The following is a 21,889-nucleotide window of genomic DNA, read 5'->3' as shown; positions in this document are numbered from 1 at the left end:
CATTCATGCCTGTTTCTGCGATTGCCGGCCTAACCATGCTGGTACTGGGCGAAAGTCATATGAGCTTTCCCGATTCGTTGCTCAACCCGCTGCAAGACAACCTGACCAAGCAAGGCGCGGTGGTTCATTCCATCGGTGCCTGCGGTGCTGGTGCGGCGGATTGGGTCGTACCGAAAAAAGTCGAGTGTGGCGGCGAGCGCCTGCCCACCGGCAAAGCGGTGATCTACGGCAAGAACGCCATGAGCACCACGCCGATCCAGGAACTGATTGCCAAGGACAAACCCGACGTTGTCGTGCTGATCATCGGCGACACCATGGGCTCGTACACCAACCCGGTGTTCCCCAAGGCCTGGGCCTGGAAAAGCGTGACCTCGCTGACCAAGGCGATCACCGACACCGGCACCAAGTGCGTGTGGGTCGGTCCGCCGTGGGGCAAGGTCGGTTCCCAGTACAAGAAGGACGACACCCGCACCAAGCTGATGTCGGCCTTCCTGGCCAGTAACGTGGCGCCGTGCACCTACATCGATTCGCTGGCCTTCTCCAAGCCGGGCGAGTGGATCACCACTGACGGCCAGCACTTCACCATCGACGGCTACCAGAAATGGGCCAAGGCCATTGGTACGGCCCTGGGCGACCTGCCGCCATCGGCCTACGGTAAAGGAAGCAAATAATGAAACGCATGACTCTGGGCCTGGCGACCTTGCTCGCCAGTGTCAGCGCCTACAGCGCCGACATCCCGTTGTACCCCACCGGGCCGGAGCAAGACGCAGCGTTCCTGCGTTTTGCCAATGGCACTCCCGGCGAGTTGAAGCTGGTGGCGGACGGTTCCAAGGCCAGCCTGGTGTTGAGCGGGGATAAAGCCGTGTCGGCCTTCCTGCCGGTGGTGGGGGGTGACAAGCCGATCAAGGGCGTGTTGAGCCGCGACGGCAAAAACGCCGACCTGTCGGTGACCGTGGCCCCCGGCGAATTCGCCACCGTGGTCGCGTTGGTCGACGCCCAGGGCGCCACGCGCCAGTTGGTGGTGCGTGAGCAACCGGACGACTTCAACGCGCTCAAGGCTTCCCTGGCCTTTATCAACGCCGATGCCGCCTGCGCCGACGCCAGCCTGGAAGCCGTGGCCCAAAAGGCCGAGCTGTTCAAGAAGGTGGCCGAAGGTTCGCTGCAACGCCGTATGATCAACCCGCTGGAATTGTCGGTGCAGCTCAAGTGCGCCGGTGCTCCGGTGGGCCAGCCGCTGACGTTCACCCTCAAGGCGGGTGAGCGCTATAGCGTGCTGGCCGTCCCTTCGGCTGCAGGTTCGAAGTTGCTGTTCGCTTCCGACGCACTCGCTAACTGATCGGGCCCGACACCACCATGGTCTTTGCCTCACTCGAATTCCTCACGCTGTTCCTGCCGGCCTTCCTGTTGATCTATGCCCTGGCTCGTCCGAGCTGGCGCAACGTCATCCTGTTGATCGGCAGCTGGTTGTTCTACGGCTGGCTGAGCCCGTTGTTCCTGTTCCTGCACATGGTGTTGACCGTGGTGGCATGGGTCGGCGGCCTGCTGGTGGACCGTTCCCGTGAGGACGGCAAAGGCCGGGTGCGCCTGTTGATCGCGTTGATTGTGTTCAACACGGCGGTGCTGTGTTGGTACAAGTACGCCAACATCGTCGCCGGTACCGTGAGCGAGGTGATCACCTGGTACGGCGCCATGCCGCTGGATTGGCAGCGCGTGGCCTTGCCGGCCGGCTTGTCATTTATCGTGCTGCAGGCGATTTCCTACCTGGTGGACGTGCACCGTCATACGGTGCCGGTGGAACGCAGCTTCATTAATTACGCCACGTACATTTCGATGTTCGGCCACTCGATTGCAGGCCCGATCATCCGTTATGACTGGGTTCGCCGTGAGCTTAACCAGCGTTATTTCAACTGGCCGAATTTCTCCCTCGGCGCGCGGCGCTTCATGATCGGCATGGGCATGAAAGTGCTGGTGGCGGACACCTTGTCGCCATTGGTGGACATTGCCTTCCACCTGGAAAACCCCAGCCTGGTGGATGCTTGGATCGGTTGCCTGGCTTATTCGCTGCAACTGTTCTTCGACTTCGCCGGCTACAGCGCCATGGCCATCGGCCTGGGCCTGATGCTGGGCTTTCACTTCCCGGAAAACTTCAACCGCCCGTACCTGGCCAGCAGCATCCAGGACTTCTGGCGTCGTTGGCACTTGTCGTTGTCCAGTTGGTTGCGCGACTACCTGTACATCGCCCTGGGCGGTAACCGCGACGGCGTGTGGCGTACCTATCGCAACCTGTTCCTGACCATGGCAATCGCCGGGTTGTGGCACGGCGGCGACAGTTGGAACTACCTGTTGTGGGGGGCGGCGCATGGTATCGCGCTGTGTGTGGATCGCGCCTGGTCGCGGTCGAGCCTGCCGCGCATTCCGCCGGTGCTGTCGCACATCCTGACGTTGCTGTTTGTGTGCCTGGCCTGGACCTTGTTCCGCGCGCCGGACTTCCATTCGGCACTGACCATGTACGCCGGCCAGTTCGGTATGCATGGCGTGGCCTTGGGTGACGCCATGGCCGTGGCCATGCGCCCGGCCCACGGCATGGCGGCGTTGCTGGGCCTGGTATGCATCATTGCGCCGATCTGGCAGGTGCGTTGCGAGCAGCGTTTCGGTACCCAGCCCTGGTTTGTGGTGGCCGCTTCGTTGTGGCCGGTGGCCGGGTTTGTGTTGTCGTTCGCGCTGATCGCCAGCCGCGACGCCGTACCGTTTCTGTACTTTCAGTTCTAAGGACGCCCAACCATGCCCGCTCCTACCGCGCCGACTCCTCCGAGCGACTTGGCTGTTCGCACCAGCCCCCTGGCGGCCTGGGTGCTGGTGCCCTTCCTGGCGGCGGGGCTGCTGTCCTGCGCCTGGCTGATGGTGAAGGGGCCGATCAGCTTCTTGCCCGCCAAGGTCGACAGCGACATGCTGCTGCACGGTGAGTTGACCCACCGTTTCGCCAAGGAACTGGCCAAGGCGCCGATGGCGATCCAGGCGGCCAACCTGGAACGTGGCGCAAGCTGGCTGGCGTTCGGCGACACCGGCCCACGCGTGCGGCCGGGTTGCCCGGGCTGGCTGTTTATCAGCGATGAACTGCGCATCAACCGCCACGCCCAGGCCAACGCACAGACCAAGGCCCAGGCCGTGATCGACCTGCAGCGGCAACTGGGTGAAAAAGGTATCGAGCTGCAAGTGGTGGTGGTACCGGACAAGAGCCGCATTGCGGTTGCCCAGCTGTGTGGCTTGTACCGACCGGCAGTGCTCAACAGCCGGATTCAGGACTGGACGGCCACTTTGCAGGCCGCTGGAGTGTCCGCGCTGGACCTCACCGATACCTTAAAACCCCTCGGGCCCGAGGCATACCTGCGCACCGACACCCACTGGAGCGAAATCGGCTCCAACGCCGGCGCCCAGGCGCTGGCAAAACGCATCCAGCAACGTGAGATCAAGGCTACGCCCGAGCAAACCTTTGAGATCACCCAGGCACCGCTTGCCGTGCGCCCCGGTGATCTGGTGCGCCTGGCCGGTCTCGACTGGTTACCGCCGAAGTTGCAGCCCCCGGGAGAGTCGGTCGCGGCCAGCTCCGCCCACGAAGCGGGTGGCGCCACCAGCAACACTGATGACCTGTTCGGCGACGCCGGGTTGCCCAATGTGGCACTGATCGGTACTTCGTTCTCGCGCAATTCCAACTTTGTCGGCTTCCTGCAGAAAGCCCTGAACGCTCCCGTGGGCAATTTCAGCAAGGACGGCGGCGAGTTCTCCGGCGCAGCCAAGGCGTACTTCGACAGCCCGGCGTTCAAACAAACCCCGCCGAAGTTGTTGATTTGGGAAATCCCTGAGCGGGATCTGCAGACTCCATACGACGCGATCAGCATTGGTCGGTAATTTGACGTTTTGCCGTTTATCTAAAAAATAGACGGCTTAGCCATCAAAATAATGACACTTTTGTGCGCTTGAAGCAGACTGCCTGCACAAGGGCGACCATAAGAAGACCTGCGGTAAGCAGTCGTATCAGCTGACCTTTTCACGTCTTTAAGCTTCGCCGTGAGGAGGGTGCGCTATGAGCTTTACCGACGGTCTTCTTGCTCTGCTTGGCAAAGATGTCAGGCGTGACCCCCGTGGCCTGAATTCGCGACTGCACTTTTTTGGCAGCATTCCCGTGGAGGATGGCACCCCCTTTCCCCCTCAAGATTCCACTGTACAGTCCGCACTGATGGAGAAGGCCGAGCGGCGCCCTTGCGTGGTGGCGCTGGTGTCGGTCAACGGAGGCGTGGGGCGCAGCACCCTGGCCACCCTGTTGAGCAGTGGTTTGCAGCGCCTGGGCGAATCGGTGGTGGCGGTGGACCTGGACCCGCAAAACGCCTTGCGCCGTCACTTCGGTGTCGCTCCGACCTCACCGGGCATCGGCCTCGCCAGCCTGCAGAATGCGCATTGGAAACACATCCAGCAGCCCGGTTTTGTCGGCAGCCGCGTCATTACCTTTGGCGACACCGATATCCAGCAGCAGGACACCCTGCAGCGCTGGCTGAAACATGAACCGTACTGGCTGGCGCAGCGGCTGCACGCCTTGGGCCTGGACGCCCGCCACACGGTGATCCTCGATACCCCCGCCGGTAACAGCGTCTATTTCCATCAAGCCGTGAGCGTGGCGGATGTGGTGCTGGTGGTCGCCCAGGCCGACGCGGCGTCCCTGGGAACCCTGGACCAACTCGATGGGCTGCTGGCGCCGCACCTTGAGCGCGACCGAGCGCCGCACGTTCACTACGTGCTTAACCAGCTGGATGAGGACAGTGCCTTCAGCCTGGATATGGTTGAGGCATTCCGGCAGCGACTGGGGACGAAAGAGCCGTTTGAGGTGCATCACGACGTAGGGATCAGCGAAGCCCTGGCGTTCGGCGCCGACCCGCTGGACAGCCAGGCGTTGAGCCTGGCCGGTGACGATATCAATGAGCTTTGCCGTCTGCTGATTGCCCGCAAAAAGCAACTGTAAATGCCGGTTTATGTGCTTGACGCCAGATGCTTATGCACAATTGGTTGTTTGGGCTGTCGCGAAATGATCAGGTTGTGGAGCCATTCTCAACACCCCGCAACTGCCTGTTTTACGTGCGTTTTATTCTGTGAACAAAAAATGAACAACGTGGCTTTTTGCCTGTAGCGCAGGTAGCCACAGGCCTTGTAAAGATTCCATCAACAGAGTTATCCACAGGCTGGGGTGCGACAATCCTGCCCCTTAATCGCGCTCGGCAAGCACCATCAAGTTGCGTGGTGTCAGTGTGGTTTCGCAGAAGCTGCCCACTTCGACCCTGTAGCCACGTTCGCCAAGAAACAGTGCCCGATCCAGTACCAGCCACACTTCAAGTGGGCGCCTAAACAGCCCACGCAGCAACTCCAGGTTCCTGACCTCGGCCAAACGTTGCCAGCCGTGCGCTTCCAGCGCCGCCCAATCCTGTTCACCTGTGGATAACCCTTTGATACTGGCCAACGCCTGGCAGTAGTCGGCGAAGGGTTTGTCCAGCCAACCGGCGGGCAGGGACGGTGTGGGCAGGTACTCGTCGCAGTGGCGTAATTGGCGTTGTAACTGATCGAAGCCCAGGCGGCGCGCCATGGAGATGTCCCGCTGCAGCCGCACGCGTTTACCGGCCGTGACGGTTTCGCTGAGGGGCAGGCCAAGATCGTCGACCGACAACTGCAAGGCTGAAGCACGGCCCGCTTCGGACAGCGGCTGGTAGGCGTCCGTGTTGATGCGGTTGTAGCAGCACGGCGCCACGGCTAGTTGCTTGCAGCCGGCGGCACTGGCCAATTGCAGCAGGCGCACATGCAGGTCGCCGCAGGCATGCAGGGCGACGGAGGTGTGCTCGGGGTCTAGGCTCACGTTCGCCATGACATCTTGCAGGCGGTGGGTGACGGGCAGGCCGTGGTGGTCGCTCAAGGCCTGGCCTGCCGCGATCAGCGCCGGGTCGCATTCCAGGCAGGTCAGCTGTTGGTTGGTGTCCAGCAGGCGGCGGCCGAGGTGGCCCTTGCCGGCGCACCAGTCCAGCCAATGCCGGGGTGTTTGCGCAAACTGCAGCGCGGCGCCGAAGGCTTCGATTTGCTGCCACTTGCGCCCGGGTACGTCGACATTCAGGCGGCGCGCCGCCGGTTGCAGGGGCTGCGTCGGTAACTTATCCACAGCACTGAGGCGCAAGGCTTCGCGGGCCAGTGAGGGAAAAGGCGCCGGCGCCGGTAGGGTGTGGGGATGGTTGTGGCTGGTTTCCGCGTCGGACAACGAGCGTTGACGCAGCCATCGGGCCAGTTGCGGATGCTCGGTTTCCCAAGGCAACTGCCGATGAGTAAAGGGCCGTGGTCGCCACAGCCCTTGGTGCTCGATCAGAAACGCATCCAGCGCCTCGAAGCGGGCTTCAACGTCCCTGGCAGGCATCGACGCGCAGCCAGCGTTCCAGCAGCCTGAAGCCGCGTACCAGCAGGAAGGAGATCAGCAGGTAGAACACGCCGGCGGTGAAGAACATCTCCACCGTCAGGTAGTTGCGCGCGATGATCGTCCTGGCCATGCCGGTCAGTTCCAGCAGGGTCACGGTGCTCGCCAGCGAGCTGGCCTTGAGCATCAGGATCACTTCGTTGCTGTAGGCCGGCAATCCGATGCGCGCGGCCCGGGGCAGTACGATGTAGAACAGCGTCTTGGGCCTGGACATGCCCAACGCACGGGCGGCTTCGATTTCCCCAGGCGGAATGGCCTGGATGGCACCCCGCAGGATCTCGGCGATGTACGCGGCGGTGTGTAGCGTCATGGTGGCGGTGGCACACCAGAACGGATCGCGCAGGTACTTCCACATGAAGCTTGAGCGGATGCTGTCGAATTGGGCCAGTCCGTAATAGACCAGGAACAACTGCACCAGCAGCGGCGTGCCGCGAAAGAAAAAGATATAGGCGTAGGGCAGGGCGCGCACAGACAGGTGCTTGGACGAGCGCGCGATACCCAGGGGGATGGCCAGGATCAGGCCGAGGATCACAGCGATGCTCACCAGCTCCAGGGTCAGGATGGCGCCCTGGATAAACTTCGGCAGCCACTTGATGATGACTTCCCATTCCATTACGTCGTCCTCACGAAGCCGCGGGCGGCGCGTTGTTCCAGGAAGTGCATGGCCACCATCGACAGCGACGTCAGGCCCAGGTAGATGAATGCGGCGACCATATAGAAGGTGAAAGGCTGTTTGGTGACGGTTACGGCGATCTGCGCATGGCGCATGATTTCTTCGAGGCCGATGACCGTGACCAGCGCGGTATCTTTCATCAGGATCAGGAACAGATTGCCCAGGCCCGGCAGGGCGATGCGCCACATCTGCGGCATGATCAACCGGGTAAAGATACGAAACTTCGACAGGCCCAGCGCCACACCCGCTTCGCGGTGGCCTTTGGGAATGGAGATGATTGCACCCCGCAGCACTTCCGTGGCGTAGGCGCCGAAACACAGGCCCAGGGCGATCACGCCAGCGGCAAAGGCGCTGAGGGACAGGTCGGGAATATCGAGCAACTCACCCAGTGAGCGCATGGCGTTGATCGTGCCGAAGTAGATCAGCAGCACCCACAGCAGCTCCGGCACACCGCGAACGATTGTCGAGTAAGTACCGCCCAGCCATTGCAACGGCTTGTACGGGGAAGTCTTGGCCAGGGCACCGGCGAGGCCGAGTACCAGCCCCAGGCATAACGCCGTGAGCGCCAGTTTGACGGTCATCAGCGCGCCGGCAGCGAGCGCCGGGCCGAATCCGTAGAGATCGAAATTCATGGTGTCTTCATATCGCGGCAGGCATTGCTGAAAGCCGGCGCGCTCAAGTGAGCGCGCCGGGCAGGCCGTTCAGGTCATTCGATGCTGAACGGGAAGTACTTGTCGTTGATCTTCTTGTAGGTGCCGTCTGCCTTGATCTCTGCCAGGGCTTTGTTCAGGCGCTCGCGCAGCGGGTCGCCCTTGCGTACGGCGATACCGATCTTGTCGCTCTCGACAACCGGGTCGCCCTTGAACTCGTAGGCCAGGCCGTCTTTGCTCTTGAGCCATTCGTACTGCACGTACTTGTCGGCGAGGATCCCGTCGAGGCGGCCGGACGTCAGGTCAAGGTAGGCGTTTTCCTGAGTGTCGTAGAGCTTGGCTTCGGTGTCAGGCAGCTTGTCTTCCAGGTAGGTGCCGGCCAGCGTCGCGCGTTGGGCGCCGATGACCTTGCCCTTCAGGTAGGCGGCGTCGGTCTTGAAGTCTGCGGTGGCTTTGGGCGCGATGAACTGCAGCTTGTTGGAGTAATACGGGTCGGTGAAGTCGACGGCTTGCTTGCGCTCGTCGGTGATCGACAGCGAGGACACCAGGAAGTCGAACTTCTTGGCATTCAGGGCCGGGATGATGCCGTCCCAGTCGGACACATACACGTCGCACTTTTCGACTTTCATCTTGGCGCACAGGGCGTCGCCGATGTCTTTGTCGAAGCCGACCACTTGGCCGCTGGCGTCTTTATTGTTGAACGGCGGGTAGGCCGCTTCGATCCCCATGGTCAAGGTTTCTGCCATGGCCGTGGCGCTGAACGCCATCGAGACGGCCGCGGCCAGAAGGAATTTTTTATAGTTCTGCATGCATGTTGCTCCGTTAGCGGTTGCTGGACATGAATTGTTTGCAGCGCGCCGAAAGCGGGTTTTCAAACACCTGCTGTGGCGATCCTTGCTCTTCGATCAGGCCCTGGTGGAGGAACACCACTTCACTGGAGACCTGACGGGCGAAGCCCATTTCGTGGGTGACCAGCAGCATGGTGCGGCCTTCTTCGGCCAGCGCGCGGATCACATTAAGTACTTCCTGGACCATTTCCGGGTCAAGGGCTGAAGTGGGTTCGTCGAACAGGATGACCTTGGGCTGCATCGCCAGGGTGCGCGCGATGGCCGCCCGTTGTTGCTGGCCGCCGGACAATTGCGCGGGGTAGGCATGGCGCTTGTCGGCGATGCCGACCTTGTCCAGCAGGGCTTCGGCCACTTCTATTGCCTCGGCCTTGCTCTGGCCGAGCACACGGCGAGGGGCCTCGATGATGTTGTCGAGGATGCTCATGTGCGGCCACAGGTTAAAGTTTTGAAACACAAAACCGATTTCGCTGCGCAGGCGGTTGATCTGCTTGCCGTCTGCGGCCATCAGCTCGCCGTTTTTCGCGGCCTTGAGCTTGAGCTCTTCGCCGGCCACGAGGATCTGGCCCTGGTGCGGGTTTTCCAGCAGGTTGATGCAGCGCAGGAACGTGGACTTGCCGGAACCGGAGGAACCCAGGATCGAGATCACATCGCCGTCGCGAGCGGTCAGCGAGATACCTTTGAGTACCTCCAGCTCACCATAGCGTTTATGCAAGTTGCGGATTTCAAGCGCGGGCGTGGCCTCGGCCATGTGGGGTCCTCATTGTGTTCATTGCGATCTTCGCTGTTGGGCCGCCTTCCTGGCGAGGCGCCAAGCTAGCATAGCGTCCTGATGGCGGCCAACAGCGCGGCGGGCGGTAAACGGGCGGTGTGCGGCAGGGTGTCGCATCGGCACAGCAGGGTGTCGCGCCATCAACAACCGAACAACCGTTTTAACCCGTGAATCCGCAGGCTTCGCGTGAAAAAGGGCGCGATGGTGCCAGCTTTGGCCGGGTGTTGGAAGGGTTAAACGGGCAAACGGTAGCTATCGGCCCTTTTATGGCGCGCCGCGTACTTTTCGTGTGTGTTTTTGGTGCGCTTGTTCGTCTTGAAAGTGAGTCGCACGGTAACGCTATAGCGAAATGCCATTGTTCTCAATGACTTGCGATGACTGGTGAATCATCCTGCAGGCCGCGTCAATCGCGGTTTTGTAACATTTTGGCGCAAATCTTGCGTAAAAAATAAAGAACGCCCTGTTGGTTTCTTTTCACGAGGAAGAGCCCAGGCCGGGCGGACCGTTTTCGCAATTCCTCGCAAAGGTGTGTCAATGAGTAGTACGCAAAGCTCCAATGACCTCGAACAGGGGCTCAAACCGCGTCACGTCACCATGCTGTCGATTGCCGGCGTCATTGGTGCCGGTTTGTTTGTCGGCTCCGGCCACGCGATTGCTGCCGCTGGCCCTGCGGTCCTGCTGGCATATGCCGCAGCGGGTACGCTGGTGGTCTTGGTGATGCGCATGCTGGCCGAAATGGCCGTGGCGTCGCCGGACACCGGTTCGTTCTCCACCTATGCCGACCGTGCGATCGGTCACTGGGCCGGCTTTACCATCGGCTGGCTGTACTGGTGGTTCTGGGTGCTGGTGATTCCATTGGAAGCCAACGCCGCCGCGACCATTCTCAACGCCTGGTTCCCGGATGTGGCCATTTGGGCCTTCACGCTGATCATCACGTTGCTGCTGACGGCCACCAACCTGTTCAGCGTGAAGAACTACGGTGAGTTCGAGTTCTGGTTCGCGTTGATCAAGGTCGTGGCGATCGTGGGCTTTGTGATCCTCGGCCTGGCGGCGATTTTCGGCTTCCTTCCTACCAGCCAGGTCAGCGGCGTTTCCCACCTCTTTGACACCCAAGGCTTTATGCCCAACGGCATGGGCGCGGTATTGGCAGCGATCCTGACCACCATGTTCTCCTTCATGGGCACCGAGATCGTCACCATCGCCGCCGCTGAATCGAAGAACCCGGGCCAGCAAATCACCAAGGCCACCAACTCGGTGATCTGGCGGATTGGTTTGTTCTACCTGTTGTCGATCTTCATCGTCGTGTCCCTGGTGCCTTGGAATGATCCGACCCTGGCGGCGGTAGGTTCCTACCAGACCGTGCTGGAACGCATGGGTATCCCGAACGCCAAGCTGATCGTCGACCTGGTGGTTCTGGTTGCCGTGACCAGCTGCCTGAACTCGGCGCTGTACACCGCTTCGCGCATGCTGTTCTCCCTGGGCCGTCGCGGCGATGCACCGGCCGTGGCCAAGCGCACCAACAAAAGCGGCACGCCTTACTGGGCGGTATTGCTGTCCACCGGCGCGGCGTTCCTGGCGGTATTTGCCAACTACGTGGCGCCGGCAGCGGTGTTCGAATTCCTGCTGGCCAGCTCTGGCGCCATCGCGCTGCTGGTGTACCTGGTGATTGCGGTGTCGCAACTGCGCATGCGCCAGAAGCGCATGGCGGCGGGCGAGAAAATTGTCTTCAAGATGTGGCTGTTCCCAGGCCTGACCTACGCGGTGATGGTATTCATCGTCGGCACATTGACCATCATGCTGTTCCAGGAAGCGCATCGGGTCGAGATCATCGCGACCGGGGTCTTGAGCTTGCTGGTAGTGGCGGCGGGGTTGTTTGTGTCCAGCCGTCGCAAGGCGCAGAGAGTGGGCGCTGCGGTGCTGAATTGATGTGATGGAATGCGGTGCTCGATTGCGCCGCAGTTCAAATGTGGGAGGGGGCAAGCCCCCTCCCACATTTGGTTTTAGTTGGTGAGGGCCTCGGATGCGGCGACGTAATCCGCCTGGAACTGCGGCGATTCGATCCACGCCAGTGCGGCGGCTTCATCGTCGCTGTCGGTGGCCCACTGCCGATACTCGATCAGTGCCGCCAGGATAAAGTCGGTGGCTTCTTCTTCGCCTTCCTGCTCCAGCACCAGCGCGAGCAGCGGGTGGGCCAGGAATACCGCGCAGAGGGCCTGCTGGCTGGTCTCGCCGGCGGTGCGCATCTCCACGAACAGCTCGGTCAAATCCACTGACTCAAGGTCAATCCGGTCGTCATCGCCGGCAAACGCATCCGGTTTGCTCGCGACGGCGCGCTGGGTGCGGTTCTGCTTGGCCTTGGCCTTGGCCCGGTGGGCACGTTTTTGCTGCTTGTTCGGCGAGGCCATGGGCTCACGTCCTTGGGTCAGGATCTGGGTGGGGTATTGAAGCGCAGGTTGAGGGAAATCCCAAGGGTATCCGCCGTTAATTGACCGTGTTGCAGCCAGGCCAGTGCAATCGGCCACAACCGATCCTGATACTCCCTGCGAAAGAACGCGAAATGTCCGACCTGTTTTTCGCCGATGTCTTCCGGGGCGATGCGCAGATGGGTGCGCTCGCTGCCGTCGAAGTAACCCAGCAACCGTTCAATCGCCGCCACGGTGCCGAAGGGGTCATCGGTGATGCTGATCGCCAGCACCTGCGCCTTCACGCGACTGAATGGCAAGTCCGCCAGGGCCCGCCCGCTGGGCCGCGTCTCATACCTGGGTGTTGGCGTGCTCCAGTCGCGCACCACGCCTGCCGGCGTATCCTCCAGCCAACCCAGGCGCTTGCCGGGGAAATACCCGCAGAGTGCCGTGACCATCGGCATGACCACATGCCATTTGGCAAACATCTGCCAGCGCCCGGCGGCGGCGTAATCGCGCCAGTAGGCGAACTGCGCGCCCACGGTCACGATTCGCCGGATCACCGCGCCGGATGCGCCCAGCCCCGCCGCACAGCCACCAAAACTGTGGCCGACCACATCAATCGGCTGGCCTGGAAACTCCCGCTGCGCCCGCAGCAGGATCGCTTCGAAATCCAGCGTGCCCCAATCCGACCACGACGCCTTGAACCCACGCAACGAACCGCTGCGGGACTCGCCGATGCCGCGATAGTCGTAGGTGATCACGTCAAAGCCGTTGGCAAACAGGTAGTCGGCGAAACGTGAGTAGTGGCGGCAACGCACGGAGGTGGCGGCGTTGATGATGACGACCGGGCGTTCTAGGTCGGTGCGCGGGTGGCGCCAGGTGAAGCCGCCGAGGGGGTGGCCGTCTGCGGCGGATTCCTTGAAGGATTCGCTTTGGCTATTTTGGGGGGTAGTTGCAAGTTCTACTGAAGAGGCGTCATTCAAATTCATCGTTTCGAAGCCCCTGCGTGGATTATTATTTTTTAGTAACAGCTAGCCAGTTTGCCAGCACTTGTCTGCCCTTTGATTGGGTCATTAACCTTCGGCGCTCGCAAAGCGTGCAGAGCCCCGGCGAAAGCCATACATCCGAGAGAAACGACAGCAAACCATGGACAGATTAGACTGGCAGGCACCTATTCCGGAGGTCTCCATGAGCATCCCACGTTCTCCCATCGTTTCAGAGTTTGAAACTGAAGAGCAGGCTGCCAGCTACGACCGTTGGTTTCGTGCCAAGGTACAGGCTTCCATTGATGATCCTCACCCAAGTATTCCACACGATGAGGCAATGGCAGAAGTCGATAGGATGCTGGAAGAGAGGCGCAAGGCTCGTCGTGCTGCTCGTTAAATAGCGACCTGAGGCTATCGTCGCCTTGACCGAAGTTATTGATTACATCGAGCAGTACAACGCCGCTTCCGCCGCTTCGTTGCACCGTACGATTGTGGCGGCCGCTGAGGGTTTATCGTCAATGCCATACGGATTCAGGCAAGGGCGCTTGTCCGGCACTCGTGAAATGGTTGTTCATCCAAACTATCGGGTCGTCTATCGCGTTATGGAACAGGTCGAGATCCTGACCGTATTGCATACACGCCAAGAATATCCTTCAGAGGCGACCGGTCCGCTGCACTCGACCTCGCGCCAGTAGACGCATAGGCTTGCACCTCTGCGGTCCACCAGAGCGTTTTCATGACCCGCGACACCCTCGAACACCACCAGATCCCCCTCTACTTCGCCGCTGTCCTCCTGGCTGGTGCGTTCGGCCTGCTCGCGCCTTCGTTGGCCCAGGGCCTCGGCGCGCTGGTCACGCCCGCCATCGCGGTGTTGATGTATGCGATGTTCCTGCAAATTCCTTTTCTGGACCTGCGCCAGGGCTTGGGCCATAAGCGCTTTCTGTCGGCGCTGCTGCTGGCCAATTTCATCCTCGTGCCGCTGCTGGTGTGGGGGTTGACCCGTGGCCTGGTGGAGCGCCCGGCGTTGCTGGTAGGCGCATTGCTGGTGTTGCTGACGCCGTGTATCGACTATGTGGTGGTGTTTACCCATATCGGTAAAGGCGACTCGCGCTTGATGCTGGCGGCGACGCCGGTGCTGTTGTTGCTGCAGTTGCTGCTGTTGCCGGTGTACCTGGGGTTGATGCTGGGGGCGCAGTCCGGGGTGGTGGTGCAGGCGGGGCCGTTTATCGAGGCGTTCCTGTTGTTGATCGTGCTGCCCATGGGGCTGGCGGTGATCACCACATTCCTGGCACGGCGCTCATCGGGCGTCAGTGCGTGGAGCGACGCCTGGGCATGGTTGCCGGTGCCGGCGATGGCGCTGGTGTTGGTGGTGGTGATCGGTTCGCAAATCACTTCGGTGGTGCGTGACATTAACCTGTTGCTGCCGGCGATCCCGGTGTACGTGGCGTTCCTGTTGCTGGCGCCGGTGATCGGGGCGTTGGCCGCGAAGCTGTTCGCGCTGCCGGCGGCGACGGCACGGGCGGTGACGTTCAGCGCATCGACGCGTAACTCATTGGTGGTGTTGCCGCTGGCCCTGGCGTTGCCAGAAGACGTGCGCGGCGTGGCGGCGACGGCGGTGATCCTGCAAACCCTGGTCGAGTTGGTGGGCGAGTTGATCTACGTGCGCCTGATCCCGAGGCTGGTGTGGCCTGCTGGTCGGTGAAACGTGAATGTTCAGGTTTGTTCAGGTGCTATTAGGGATACGTTCGGCACCCTAGGTCGGCGTTCCCTACCTGACAGGCCAACCCATGGATCACTGCAACCGTTTCCGCCTGGAGTCCCTGGGCATTTTCCTGTTCGCGCTGTTGCTGTTCACGCTGGGTATCTGGGACCAGCAACCCCAGGGCTTTGACGGGCGCTGGGCGCTGTTCCTGCAGGAAATGTTTCGCCATGGCGCGAGTCTTTTCCCCACCACCTATGGGCAGCCTTACGCGGACTACCCTGGTACCGCGACCTTCTTCAGTTACGTATTTGCCCGGTTGTTCGGTGCGCCCAACCATTTGGCCAATGTGCTGCCCACTGCCCTTGCATCCGCCGGGGTCGTAGCCTTGATCTATCGCTTGCTGGTCCCGGCGAGTCGCCCGTGGGCGTTGCTCACGGTGCTGCTGACGTTGCTCACCACCCAATTGCTCGAAAAGTCCCGCTCGGTATGCCTGGACCAGATGGTGGCGGTGCTGTGTGTCGGCAGTTTCTACCTGCTGCACAGTGGTGAGCGCCTGGGTTCGCGGCTCAGGCAACTTGCGGTGTTCCCGCTGTTCATCCTGGGTTTCGCGATACGCGGCCCGCTGGGCTTGATCGAAGTCTGCGGCGTGGTGTGCGTGTATTGGGCGCTGGGCAGACCTGGAGCGCGGGTCAGGCAGGTGTTGATCCACGGCATCGTCGGCCTGGTGTTGCTGGCGGCCTGTTGGTGGCTGTTGGTGAAGCTGGCGCGCATCAGCGGCGGCGATGGGTTTGCCGATGAAGTGTTCAAGATGCAAGTGGGCGGGCGCCTTGATGAAAGCGGCGAGCCGTTCTATTTCTACTTCCAGCTGAGCCTGTACCGTTACTTCCCCGTGGTGCCGCTGGCGTTGGTCACATTGGTTGCGCTGCGTCATCGTTGGGCGGAGCGGTTTGATGATCCGGTGCAATTGGTGGTGCGGCTCGGTGCCTGTGGGTTGATGATCCTGCTTGGCTTGTCGGTGCCGCATTTCAAGCGTGCCTATTACATTCTGCCCATGGTGCCGATGTTTGCGGCTGTCGCGGCCTATGGGCTGCTTCAGGCGCAAGGCTGGCTTTCGGGCGTGCGTAGGGGCTACGAGTGGCTTGTCGCGGCGCTGCCGGCGCTGTGCGTGGTTGCCGTGTTTGTCTGTCGGCATGGGTGGCAGAAGCACGGTTACTGGCCTAACGTTTCGTTGCCGCTACTGATTGCTGTCCTGTTGGTGCTGCAAGTGGCGACGCTGGGTGTCTGGCGACGGCCGCAGCGACTGGTGTGGCTCAGCCTCGTTGCATTGGCGGCGCAATGGCTGGTGTTGGTGGCTGTCGTGGAGCCGGCCAAGGATTTGCAGTTCGATACCCGGAGATTCGTGGGGCAGGTGGAGGCGCTTCGCGTGAAGCAGCCGGGTACCTTGGTGTTTCTCAACCTGGGGCGTGATACCTGGGCCGTGCGCTACATGATGAACCTGGACCACGACGAGCAGCCCGTGTTTATCGCGGGTAACGAGGTTGGACGGCTGGATGCTTTGCCCCGTCCTGCCTGGGTGATCGTGGCACGCAAGGAAACGGCGCTGTTGCCGGGAACGCCCCTGGAGCGCCTGCAGCCGAGCCTAGAGGGGCGATTGAACGACAACCCGCTGATGGTGTTTTTGCTGAAGTGACCTGGCACCTTGCTGTATGTTTGCCGATCGAGTGACCGGTCGGTCAAATTGGCTGTGCCGTTTTTTGAACTTGCCGTATTGGAAGCACAGGGATATGACAAAAAAGGACTTTAAGCGGCCCGTCAGTGGCTACGTAATTGAGCGCTCGCGAATCGGAAGGCTGAGCATTGGCTTTGATGGCGGTTGCAGCTATCCGGCGATGATCAATGTGTTGAGGGCGGTCTTCGAGCGTTACGGGCGCCTGGTGCGCTTTGGCGAGCAGCTGTCAGCCCAGGGCTGGCTGGATCGGGTGGAAGAGCGCGGTTTTGAGATATCCGATCAGGAGCGGGTGGCAGTGTTCACATTGATGTCGGATCGCAGCTAACTGAAATCCCCTGGGGCGATGCTCGATCGCCCCAGGCGGCATCTATAAATCCCGGACAACAAAAAGCCCGCACTGGGCGGGCTTCTTGTGGGCTTTCGGGTGGTTTTTGCACCACCTGAAATCAATTAGTGGTGCCAGAGACGGAATCGAATGCATGTCTGTACGCACCGGTTTTTATGGTTTTCTATGGTTTCGATTTTTTGATCTACTCACAAATCTACTCCCTTTTTGAAATGCTGCTCCTGCAAGAGGCAGAGGTAGATCAAGTGGAAGTCGCTCGATTTGGTCAGCTGGACGCGCCGATGAAAGGTTGTCTCATGTTGCCGTGTGAGGGCTTGAAAAATGTTGAGCCAGAGACCTGGCGCAATCGAGCATCTAAGGGCGAATGAACTGCAGAACTGGGTTCAGATACTGGACGAGGCAATCGTGCGCATGATCCTTGCTTCTGCCCTCACCAAACGACATTCTCATAACTGTGTCGAATTTTTTCGGATCAGTTACCTGCATTGCGGAAATAATCTTTCCGCTGATTTCGTCAAATCCTTTCATGTGGATTGCTTTGAGAAGGATCGACTCCACGCAGTCGACTTTCTGATGAAGTAAGCGTTTTACTCTCTCAGACTGAGACGAGGCGATTCCCACCAGGGCTCTTTTATCGCCAGTGGTGAAATGAAAGGGGGAGCCAGATTGATTGAGGTCGTGCGCGTGCATCAGAAGCGAGAGTTCTCCCGCATCTATGCCCTCGACGTCCATGAGCTCCTCCAAGAAGTCAATATCCTCGCCGGCAGCACCAAGCTCCCGACAGCCATCAATCAGTCCTGCAAGCCGATCATAGGCGGCAGCGCTTCCCAAGCGTCTTTCAATGCATTTATCTGGATTCGAAAGGTAGAGTGAATGTTTTGCGGTATCCAGAACATAGCAATCTGCTAAGGAGCATTGAAATACATCGAGCGCAGTCTCTACGAGATCGCATTGAGAAAGTTTTATAAGAATGTCGTTGTCAGTCAACAGGATCATTTATGCGATCAAGTTCCGCAGTAAATGCTCGCTATCCTCTGCCAGTCCGCCGTCCAGAGCTTTGAAAACCCTAGCCGTAATCAACTGTTGATCAGTAGTGTTCCCAGGGATCAGATTGGCAGCAGCAACGCAGAGAGGAAAAAGCTTTTTATTGTTATGGGCGCAATTGAGAACTACATGAGTAGGATCAATTTTGTGTTCTTTGCCATACGTTACTGCCAACTGTGCCAGCACCGGTGCCCTGACCAATTGCTGAAGCTTGAGATTGCCGTGAGCATTGCCTGTAAGCAGTTCGATAGCGAATCGATCAGCCGCAGTTTCATCGGCATCTTTTGAGTCATCTTCGACTTTCTTAATTTCATCATCGACGATTGCACCATTCGCGCCGACGTGGCCCAGTGCGATGTGGCCAAGCTCATGCGCGAGATGAAACAACAAAAATCCGCTGCTTCTGTTGTTTGACAGAACAATCGATGGCCTGCCATTTATTGCCATGGCAATGCCATCCATCTTTTTACCCAGCAATGGAGTAGCAAGATGAATGACGGGTATTCCGCAGCTCCAGCAATAATCAACAAGTTCGGATAACCCAACCCAATTGCTTCCTGCTGAAAGTAAATGAGCTCGGAGCGCAGAGGCGTCCGGTGGAGGAGGAGTGAACTCAGAGTTATGTGCTGCAATAGCGATCTTGGAAGCACTACGAGCTAGCGCAACCGCGAGGTCTACCTGAGCCTCTGATGTTTTTGCAGAAAGCTTGAACCGTTTTTCGGAAGGCAAGTCGAACTCAACCCTTGGGGGGGTTTCGCTGAATGCGCGCATGCGAAGGCTCAAAGCTTTAGCCAAGTAAATTTTGGCTTGCTGAGCACCTGACGGGGTGGCTTCGATCTCATCCGTCCACCATTCAGGCAGAAGATGAGACAGCTTCCGTTTGGGAAGCCCCTGTCTACCCAGGGCGGAATATAGGCTTTGGACGGTAGTCATAATTTCCCCTCCCTAGATTGGTGCGGCCGCGATATCGAGCTGCCTTGCTCACGCGGCCTACAGCGAGCGCTGCTTGATTACACCCGTTAGACATCAACTGAGGGTGTAAAAGTCACGAAATGGTAGGGTTTTTCTGCGCTTTACGCAAGTTATCCACAGGCTGGGGGTTGGCTCAGATTGGCAGATACTCATGCGATCCAAGCGGTGATGACAGTTAAGCAATGAGTCTAGACCGCGCCGAGCATACCCGGCCTCTTGCCCCGTCTATGCTCGCAGTGTCTCATTGGTAAGGTATGTCAGTCTGTTGCTGCGCAGGAATGTTCCGAGCGCTAGGCTTGCAAGCCCTGGCCCAAAGTGACCGTGACTGTCAGCTAAGTCACGTCTTGGCCAATGAACATCAGTGCATATCCCGCGTTTCTAGCGCGCCGTGCAGGCTTATGGCAACGGCCGCTGCGCTGTTCGACCCCGCTGGGAAGTTCCTCCACTGCGGCGCCAGGCGGAGCTGGTTTTGATTAAGGTGATCGAATCGGCTGGCGATGAGTTTGGTGTCCGTCATGGTAGCTCTCCGTTTTTGGAGAAAGCATGGCACTGAGGCGTGAATAACTGTCTGGGGCCTGTCAGGGGCATGAGACGGAAAAGCCAAGGCCGTTGAAGGCTCGCGCATGGAAAAAGTCTCAGGCGCCCGCCCTGCCAGTGTTCCATCTCATGCCCGTCTCGCTTTCCGTCAACGTGTGGTCAAAGTGGGGAGCAAACAAACAATCGTAGCCAATAGCCGAGCGGTCACACGCCGCGAGGATAGAAGTTGACCAGGAGCCGGTAATCAGGAAAAAGCGCGGCATAAAACTCATCCGTTAGTACGAGCTTTGCAATCACCTCTGTCGCATCCGTGTAACCAGCTTTTTTAAGGGCAGGCATTATTTCGTCGGTTATTTCAACTAGCCGACGCTCCAAGCATTCAAGACGATCATGCTCGACGTCCATTTGGATAACTGAGAATAAGTTGTGGCCCGACGCAACCGTGCCGCCTCCTATCGGGCCATATGTGGTCTCATCCTTGGTAAGAAAAAAGGTATTTGTGTGGACTTTCCTCAGCGCCGCTCGCTCCTCATCGGTGAGCGTTGACCCCTTTACGCCATGCATCACCCAACGAGCAACTGACTCGGGCCAGTTGCGATGAACGGTTTCCACGATGCCGCCGTTAGTCCAGGACGAATGATCGTAAACATCTATCGCATAAAAATATTCGTCAGTGATCCTAGCGAAAAGCAGAGGGCCCGCTCTTTCAACGAAGCCGTTTTCGATCCGAGTTCCAAGATGTAGGTGATACACCCCCCAGTCGTTCAACATCAGGTCTGTTTTTTTCGTTTTTTCGATGAGCTTGCTCAAGTGTGGGATTAGATCTAGCCCATCTTTCACTTTTTGCTGAATTAGCTCCCAGCCCGCTTGATGTTCAGCGGGGCAATGAAAGGTATCCGATATTAGTAGCGTCCTAGGCCTGGAGGATATGCGCCTTTGCGCTGCGTTGAAGTAATGAACGGGGATGTCTGTTGTGAGTCCTTTCGTCTCCATACCCCAATCGTTGCTCATGATTTCTATGAGTGTGTCGTGCCAGTCTGCTTTGAAGTCCATGATAAATTTCATCGAGGCGCCCTCTGGTTTGTGTAATTCGGCTTCAATCACGAACGTTTTTTCCCTCTCACGAGGTCGAGCACTCTCTGGAATTCTTCTTTCGATTTCGCATGAGGATCTGGCGCTCCTGCAGTGTTTGATTTACTGGAGGTGACCTGTGGCCTCTTCAGCGCCGCATGCGGCTTAGACGGCAATGCATTTTGAGATGGCGCGCGCTTATCAGTCGAGTGAGCAGCAATGTATGCGTCTGACAACGACCCTGCGTGACCGCTCAGTGCGGAGCCGATAGTGTCCCGAATGACCGGAAAGCCAGAGACACCGAAACCCAGTGTGCTTTTCGCCATCCAGGCTGCGGTGTTCTCGTCCTCTTCTGGGCCCTTAGAGTTGTTGTCGAAAGCCCTAGTCCTACGATGGACGTGTTTGTCCGTGCCGTGTCGAGGAACTGGTTGAAGTTGCCAGTCTCCGGAGGGTTTCGGTCATTAGCGATGGCCCTCAACCAGGGCAGGAATGCATCAGCTCGCTTCGGGCAATTCTTTGCACTCAGCTGCCCACATGCTGATTCGTACCGTGGCGCCGGGGAATTCAGGAGCTATCAAGTTGGCCAGATCAATCGCCGCCGCCCTTTGTGTCAACTGAGCCACTTGGATGTTCAGGCCTGCCTCGGGTAAGTAGGCGTTTACTACATAGCGAACGAAACCACTGGGCACGTCGCCTGTGCAATGAGCTGCGCGGTTCATTGGACGGCCCTCTTGGTGAGGTCAGTCAAAACTTCGGCGAGGTCGCCTCGAGCTTGGCAATAGAGCCAGTCCAGATCCTCAGCATTGTGATCGGCCGTGTATTGGGACGAGCCGATGCTTGATGTGCTGCCTGGATAGCGACGGTTCAAGAGTTCTACTGCCTCTGTTGCATCAGCCTCTGTCGCGAACGGGGCAATGATTCTGACGATGAGGATGCCATTTCTGCCCAGCGAGGAGCGTTATAGGCGAACCACTCACGTGCAAGTGTTTCGAATGTGATCCCCTCGACCTTCTGCGCTTGCTTGGCGGCTTTCTTCTGTTCGCCTGGGTCAATGCCATCAATAAGCATCTGACGGCTCTCATCGCGCATCTGGCGAGCTTTGAGCAGACTTACAGCGGGGTATGTGCCTAGGGCCAGCATCTTAGCGTTACCGTTGAAGCGATAGCGCCAGAGCTTTGATCCCGCAGGGGTGACTTCAAGGCATAGACCGTTGGCATCGGTCAGGCGATAAAGCTTGTCCTTGGGCTTGGCGGTACGGATGGTGGTATCTGACAGTGGCAAAGCAGCCCCCTTGCAGGCCGCACCAGGCGGGCGTTCTGCCGGCGTGGTGTGAGTAGATTTCTAGACCGAACTGGATCTACTCACGAATCTACTCACATCTGTTTGGGCTTACAAGGGAACGGTGGGGAACCATAGAAAGCAAAAAAGCCCGCACGAGGCGGGCTTCTTGTGTGCTTCCGGGTGTGCTTGGCATCACCTGGAAACGAAAGGTGGTGCCCAGAGACGGAATCGAACCGCCGACACGGGGATTTTCAATCCCCTGCTCTACCGACTGAGCTATCTGGGCAACGGGGCGCATTAAACGGGTTTTTCAGGGGGTCGTCAAGCAAGTTTTCAAAAAATATTTAATTATTACCGTCGCTTACGTGCCGACCCCGATT

General features: G+C 59.1%; 23 protein-coding genes, 1 tRNA gene and 1 pseudogene. 11 read left to right on the top strand and 14 right to left on the bottom strand.

What is annotated here, in order from left to right; genetic code table 11:
* Nucleotides 1–5 precede the first annotated feature (5 nt).
* The 5 genes from PspCFBP13509_RS05455 to bcsQ all read left to right on the top strand — a co-directional run bounded on the left by PspCFBP13509_RS05455 (nt 6) and on the right by bcsQ (nt 5,011).
* Nucleotides 6–671, top strand: a complete 666-nt coding sequence (locus PspCFBP13509_RS05455) for an SGNH/GDSL hydrolase family protein (RefSeq protein WP_065925771.1) — start codon at nt 6–8, stop codon at nt 669–671.
* Nucleotides 671–1,336: a DUF4397 domain-containing protein gene (locus PspCFBP13509_RS05450; RefSeq protein ID WP_065925770.1), complete on the top strand. Its 666-nt coding sequence runs from the start codon at nt 671–673 to the stop codon at nt 1,334–1,336. The genes PspCFBP13509_RS05455 and PspCFBP13509_RS05450 overlap by 1 nt, the downstream gene beginning before the upstream one ends.
* Nucleotides 1,337–1,353: 17 nt before the next feature.
* The gene (locus PspCFBP13509_RS05445) at nt 1,354–2,769 is read left to right on the top strand and encodes an MBOAT family O-acyltransferase (RefSeq protein ID WP_027605097.1); all 1,416 of its coding nucleotides are present in this window, start codon (nt 1,354–1,356) and stop codon (nt 2,767–2,769) included.
* A gap of 12 nt (nt 2,770–2,781) precedes the next feature.
* Entirely contained in the window at nt 2,782–3,906 is a 1,125-nt protein-coding gene (locus tag PspCFBP13509_RS05440; RefSeq protein WP_074848431.1) for an alginate O-acetyltransferase AlgX-related protein, read from the top strand.
* 175 nt (nt 3,907–4,081) lie between these two features.
* On the top strand, nt 4,082–5,011 hold the full coding sequence (bcsQ, locus tag PspCFBP13509_RS05435) for a cellulose biosynthesis protein BcsQ (protein WP_065925768.1): 930 nt from the start codon (nt 4,082–4,084) through the stop codon (nt 5,009–5,011).
* A 240-nt stretch (nt 5,012–5,251) separates the two neighbouring features.
* On the opposite strand, the gene PspCFBP13509_RS05430 is transcribed toward bcsQ, so the two are convergent.
* From PspCFBP13509_RS05430 to PspCFBP13509_RS05410, 5 genes are all read right to left on the bottom strand, one after another.
* On the bottom strand, nt 5,252–6,439 hold the full coding sequence (locus tag PspCFBP13509_RS05430; protein WP_137211662.1) for a methyltransferase: 1,188 nt from the start codon (nt 6,437–6,439) through the stop codon (nt 5,252–5,254).
* Nucleotides 6,420–7,109, bottom strand: a complete 690-nt coding sequence (locus PspCFBP13509_RS05425) for an ABC transporter permease (protein ID WP_065925766.1) — start codon at nt 7,107–7,109, stop codon at nt 6,420–6,422. The genes PspCFBP13509_RS05430 and PspCFBP13509_RS05425 overlap by 20 nt, the downstream gene beginning before the upstream one ends.
* Nucleotides 7,109–7,801, bottom strand: coding sequence for an ABC transporter permease (locus PspCFBP13509_RS05420; protein ID WP_027605092.1), 693 nt, complete (start codon nt 7,799–7,801; stop codon nt 7,109–7,111). Before PspCFBP13509_RS05420 ends, PspCFBP13509_RS05425 begins: the two co-directional genes overlap by 1 nt.
* 74 nt (nt 7,802–7,875) lie before the next feature.
* Nucleotides 7,876–8,628 (bottom strand): ABC transporter substrate-binding protein, encoded by a 753-nt coding sequence (locus PspCFBP13509_RS05415; protein ID WP_065925765.1) that lies wholly within the window; start codon nt 8,626–8,628, stop codon nt 7,876–7,878.
* Nucleotides 8,629–8,641: 13 nt separating this feature from the next.
* The gene (locus PspCFBP13509_RS05410; RefSeq protein ID WP_065925764.1) at nt 8,642–9,415 is read right to left on the bottom strand and encodes an ABC transporter ATP-binding protein; all 774 of its coding nucleotides are present in this window, start codon (nt 9,413–9,415) and stop codon (nt 8,642–8,644) included.
* Between the two features lie 555 nt (nt 9,416–9,970).
* Between PspCFBP13509_RS05410 and gabP the strand changes: the two genes are divergently transcribed.
* Complete coding sequence (gene gabP, locus PspCFBP13509_RS05405; RefSeq protein WP_065925763.1) at nt 9,971–11,362, top strand: GABA permease; 1,392 nt, start codon at nt 9,971–9,973, stop codon at nt 11,360–11,362.
* Nucleotides 11,363–11,436: 74 nt separating this feature from the next.
* Here the strand turns inward: gabP and PspCFBP13509_RS05400 are convergent, their stop codons facing one another.
* Both PspCFBP13509_RS05400 and PspCFBP13509_RS05395 read right to left on the bottom strand, forming a co-directional pair.
* Nucleotides 11,437–11,841: a hypothetical protein gene (locus PspCFBP13509_RS05400; protein ID WP_027605088.1), complete on the bottom strand. Its 405-nt coding sequence runs from the start codon at nt 11,839–11,841 to the stop codon at nt 11,437–11,439.
* 17 nt (nt 11,842–11,858) lie between these two features.
* Complete coding sequence (locus tag PspCFBP13509_RS05395) at nt 11,859–12,830, bottom strand: alpha/beta hydrolase family protein (protein WP_074848436.1); 972 nt, start codon at nt 12,828–12,830, stop codon at nt 11,859–11,861.
* Nucleotides 12,831–13,029: 199 nt separating this feature from the next.
* Between PspCFBP13509_RS05395 and relB the strand changes: the two genes are divergently transcribed.
* The 5 genes from relB to PspCFBP13509_RS05370 all read left to right on the top strand — a co-directional run bounded on the left by relB (nt 13,030) and on the right by PspCFBP13509_RS05370 (nt 16,583).
* Nucleotides 13,030–13,224, top strand: coding sequence for a type II toxin-antitoxin system RelB family antitoxin (gene relB, locus PspCFBP13509_RS05390; protein ID WP_137211661.1), 195 nt, complete (start codon nt 13,030–13,032; stop codon nt 13,222–13,224).
* 16 nt (nt 13,225–13,240) lie between these two features.
* Complete coding sequence (locus PspCFBP13509_RS05385; RefSeq protein ID WP_256097741.1) at nt 13,241–13,522, top strand: type II toxin-antitoxin system RelE/ParE family toxin; 282 nt, start codon at nt 13,241–13,243, stop codon at nt 13,520–13,522.
* Between the two features lie 41 nt (nt 13,523–13,563).
* Entirely contained in the window at nt 13,564–14,529 is a 966-nt protein-coding gene (locus PspCFBP13509_RS05380; protein ID WP_137211660.1) for an arsenic resistance protein, read from the top strand.
* Nucleotides 14,530–14,614: 85 nt separating this feature from the next.
* Nucleotides 14,615–16,219 (top strand): hypothetical protein, encoded by a 1,605-nt coding sequence (locus tag PspCFBP13509_RS05375; protein ID WP_137211659.1) that lies wholly within the window; start codon nt 14,615–14,617, stop codon nt 16,217–16,219.
* 94 nt (nt 16,220–16,313) lie between these two features.
* Nucleotides 16,314–16,583 carry a hypothetical protein gene (locus PspCFBP13509_RS05370; protein ID WP_027605084.1) on the top strand — a complete coding sequence of 90 codons (270 nt, stop codon included), beginning with the start codon at nt 16,314–16,316 and terminating at the stop codon, nt 16,581–16,583.
* 375 nt (nt 16,584–16,958) lie between these two features.
* Here PspCFBP13509_RS05370 and PspCFBP13509_RS05365 read toward each other — a convergent pair whose 3' ends face one another.
* The 7 genes and pseudogenes from PspCFBP13509_RS05365 to PspCFBP13509_RS05340 all read right to left on the bottom strand — a co-directional run bounded on the left by PspCFBP13509_RS05365 (nt 16,959) and on the right by PspCFBP13509_RS05340 (nt 21,795).
* On the bottom strand, nt 16,959–17,600 hold the full coding sequence (locus tag PspCFBP13509_RS05365) for a hypothetical protein (RefSeq protein WP_025859209.1): 642 nt from the start codon (nt 17,598–17,600) through the stop codon (nt 16,959–16,961).
* Nucleotides 17,601–18,581 (bottom strand): ImmA/IrrE family metallo-endopeptidase, encoded by a 981-nt coding sequence (locus PspCFBP13509_RS05360; RefSeq protein WP_081782150.1) that lies wholly within the window; start codon nt 18,579–18,581, stop codon nt 17,601–17,603.
* A gap of 397 nt (nt 18,582–18,978) precedes the next feature.
* On the bottom strand, nt 18,979–19,137 hold the full coding sequence (locus PspCFBP13509_RS31345) for a hypothetical protein (RefSeq protein ID WP_155952216.1): 159 nt from the start codon (nt 19,135–19,137) through the stop codon (nt 18,979–18,981).
* Between the two features lie 224 nt (nt 19,138–19,361).
* Nucleotides 19,362–20,261, bottom strand: a complete 900-nt coding sequence (locus PspCFBP13509_RS05355) for a hypothetical protein (protein WP_081782151.1) — start codon at nt 20,259–20,261, stop codon at nt 19,362–19,364.
* A gap of 461 nt (nt 20,262–20,722) precedes the next feature.
* Nucleotides 20,723–20,947 (bottom strand): hypothetical protein, encoded by a 225-nt coding sequence (locus tag PspCFBP13509_RS05350; RefSeq protein WP_137211658.1) that lies wholly within the window; start codon nt 20,945–20,947, stop codon nt 20,723–20,725.
* 220 nt (nt 20,948–21,167) lie between these two features.
* Nucleotides 21,168–21,509: pseudogene (locus tag PspCFBP13509_RS05345) on the bottom strand (Arm DNA-binding domain-containing protein); the annotation flags it as partial.
* A 210-nt stretch (nt 21,510–21,719) separates the two neighbouring features.
* A tRNA-Phe gene (locus PspCFBP13509_RS05340) sits at nt 21,720–21,795 on the bottom strand.
* Nucleotides 21,796–21,889 lie beyond the last annotated feature (94 nt).

The sequence above is a fragment of the Pseudomonas sp. CFBP13509 genome (genome assembly GCF_005233485.1).
Classification (GTDB): domain Bacteria; phylum Pseudomonadota; class Gammaproteobacteria; order Pseudomonadales; family Pseudomonadaceae; genus Aquipseudomonas; species Aquipseudomonas marginalis.
The sequence above is the reverse complement of the archived record's forward strand: the minus strand, read 5'-3'. Positions and strand labels throughout refer to the sequence as shown.

Bases quoted from the DNA above. Each gene is read 5' to 3' on its own strand.
- PspCFBP13509_RS05365 (WP_025859209.1), bottom strand. From the start codon at position 17,600: ATGATCCTGTTGACTGACAACGACATTCTTATAAAACTTTCTCAATGC.
- PspCFBP13509_RS05395 (WP_074848436.1), bottom strand. From the start codon at position 12,830: ATGAATTTGAATGACGCCTCTTCAGTAGAACTTGCAACTACCCCCCAA.
- PspCFBP13509_RS05420 (WP_027605092.1), bottom strand. From the start codon at position 7,801: ATGAATTTCGATCTCTACGGATTCGGCCCGGCGCTCGCTGCCGGCGCG.
- PspCFBP13509_RS05375 (WP_137211659.1), top strand. From the start codon at position 14,615: ATGGATCACTGCAACCGTTTCCGCCTGGAGTCCCTGGGCATTTTCCTG.
- PspCFBP13509_RS05360 (WP_081782150.1), bottom strand. From the start codon at position 18,581: ATGACTACCGTCCAAAGCCTATATTCCGCCCTGGGTAGACAGGGGCTT.
- PspCFBP13509_RS05440 (WP_074848431.1), top strand. From the start codon at position 2,782: ATGCCCGCTCCTACCGCGCCGACTCCTCCGAGCGACTTGGCTGTTCGC.
- bcsQ (WP_065925768.1), top strand. From the start codon at position 4,082: ATGAGCTTTACCGACGGTCTTCTTGCTCTGCTTGGCAAAGATGTCAGG.
- PspCFBP13509_RS05380 (WP_137211660.1), top strand. From the start codon at position 13,564: ATGACCCGCGACACCCTCGAACACCACCAGATCCCCCTCTACTTCGCC.
- PspCFBP13509_RS05430 (WP_137211662.1), bottom strand. From the start codon at position 6,439: ATGCCTGCCAGGGACGTTGAAGCCCGCTTCGAGGCGCTGGATGCGTTT.
- PspCFBP13509_RS05370 (WP_027605084.1), top strand. From the start codon at position 16,314: ATGACAAAAAAGGACTTTAAGCGGCCCGTCAGTGGCTACGTAATTGAG.
- PspCFBP13509_RS05425 (WP_065925766.1), bottom strand. From the start codon at position 7,109: ATGGAATGGGAAGTCATCATCAAGTGGCTGCCGAAGTTTATCCAGGGC.
- relB (WP_137211661.1), top strand. From the start codon at position 13,030: ATGAGCATCCCACGTTCTCCCATCGTTTCAGAGTTTGAAACTGAAGAG.
- PspCFBP13509_RS05350 (WP_137211658.1), bottom strand. From the start codon at position 20,947: ATGAACCGCGCAGCTCATTGCACAGGCGACGTGCCCAGTGGTTTCGTT.
- PspCFBP13509_RS05445 (WP_027605097.1), top strand. From the start codon at position 1,354: ATGGTCTTTGCCTCACTCGAATTCCTCACGCTGTTCCTGCCGGCCTTC.
- PspCFBP13509_RS05410 (WP_065925764.1), bottom strand. From the start codon at position 9,415: ATGGCCGAGGCCACGCCCGCGCTTGAAATCCGCAACTTGCATAAACGC.
- gabP (WP_065925763.1), top strand. From the start codon at position 9,971: ATGAGTAGTACGCAAAGCTCCAATGACCTCGAACAGGGGCTCAAACCG.
- PspCFBP13509_RS05455 (WP_065925771.1), top strand. From the start codon at position 6: ATGCCTGTTTCTGCGATTGCCGGCCTAACCATGCTGGTACTGGGCGAA.
- PspCFBP13509_RS31345 (WP_155952216.1), bottom strand. From the start codon at position 19,137: ATGACGGACACCAAACTCATCGCCAGCCGATTCGATCACCTTAATCAA.
- PspCFBP13509_RS05415 (WP_065925765.1), bottom strand. From the start codon at position 8,628: ATGCAGAACTATAAAAAATTCCTTCTGGCCGCGGCCGTCTCGATGGCG.
- PspCFBP13509_RS05450 (WP_065925770.1), top strand. From the start codon at position 671: ATGAAACGCATGACTCTGGGCCTGGCGACCTTGCTCGCCAGTGTCAGC.
- PspCFBP13509_RS05400 (WP_027605088.1), bottom strand. From the start codon at position 11,841: ATGGCCTCGCCGAACAAGCAGCAAAAACGTGCCCACCGGGCCAAGGCC.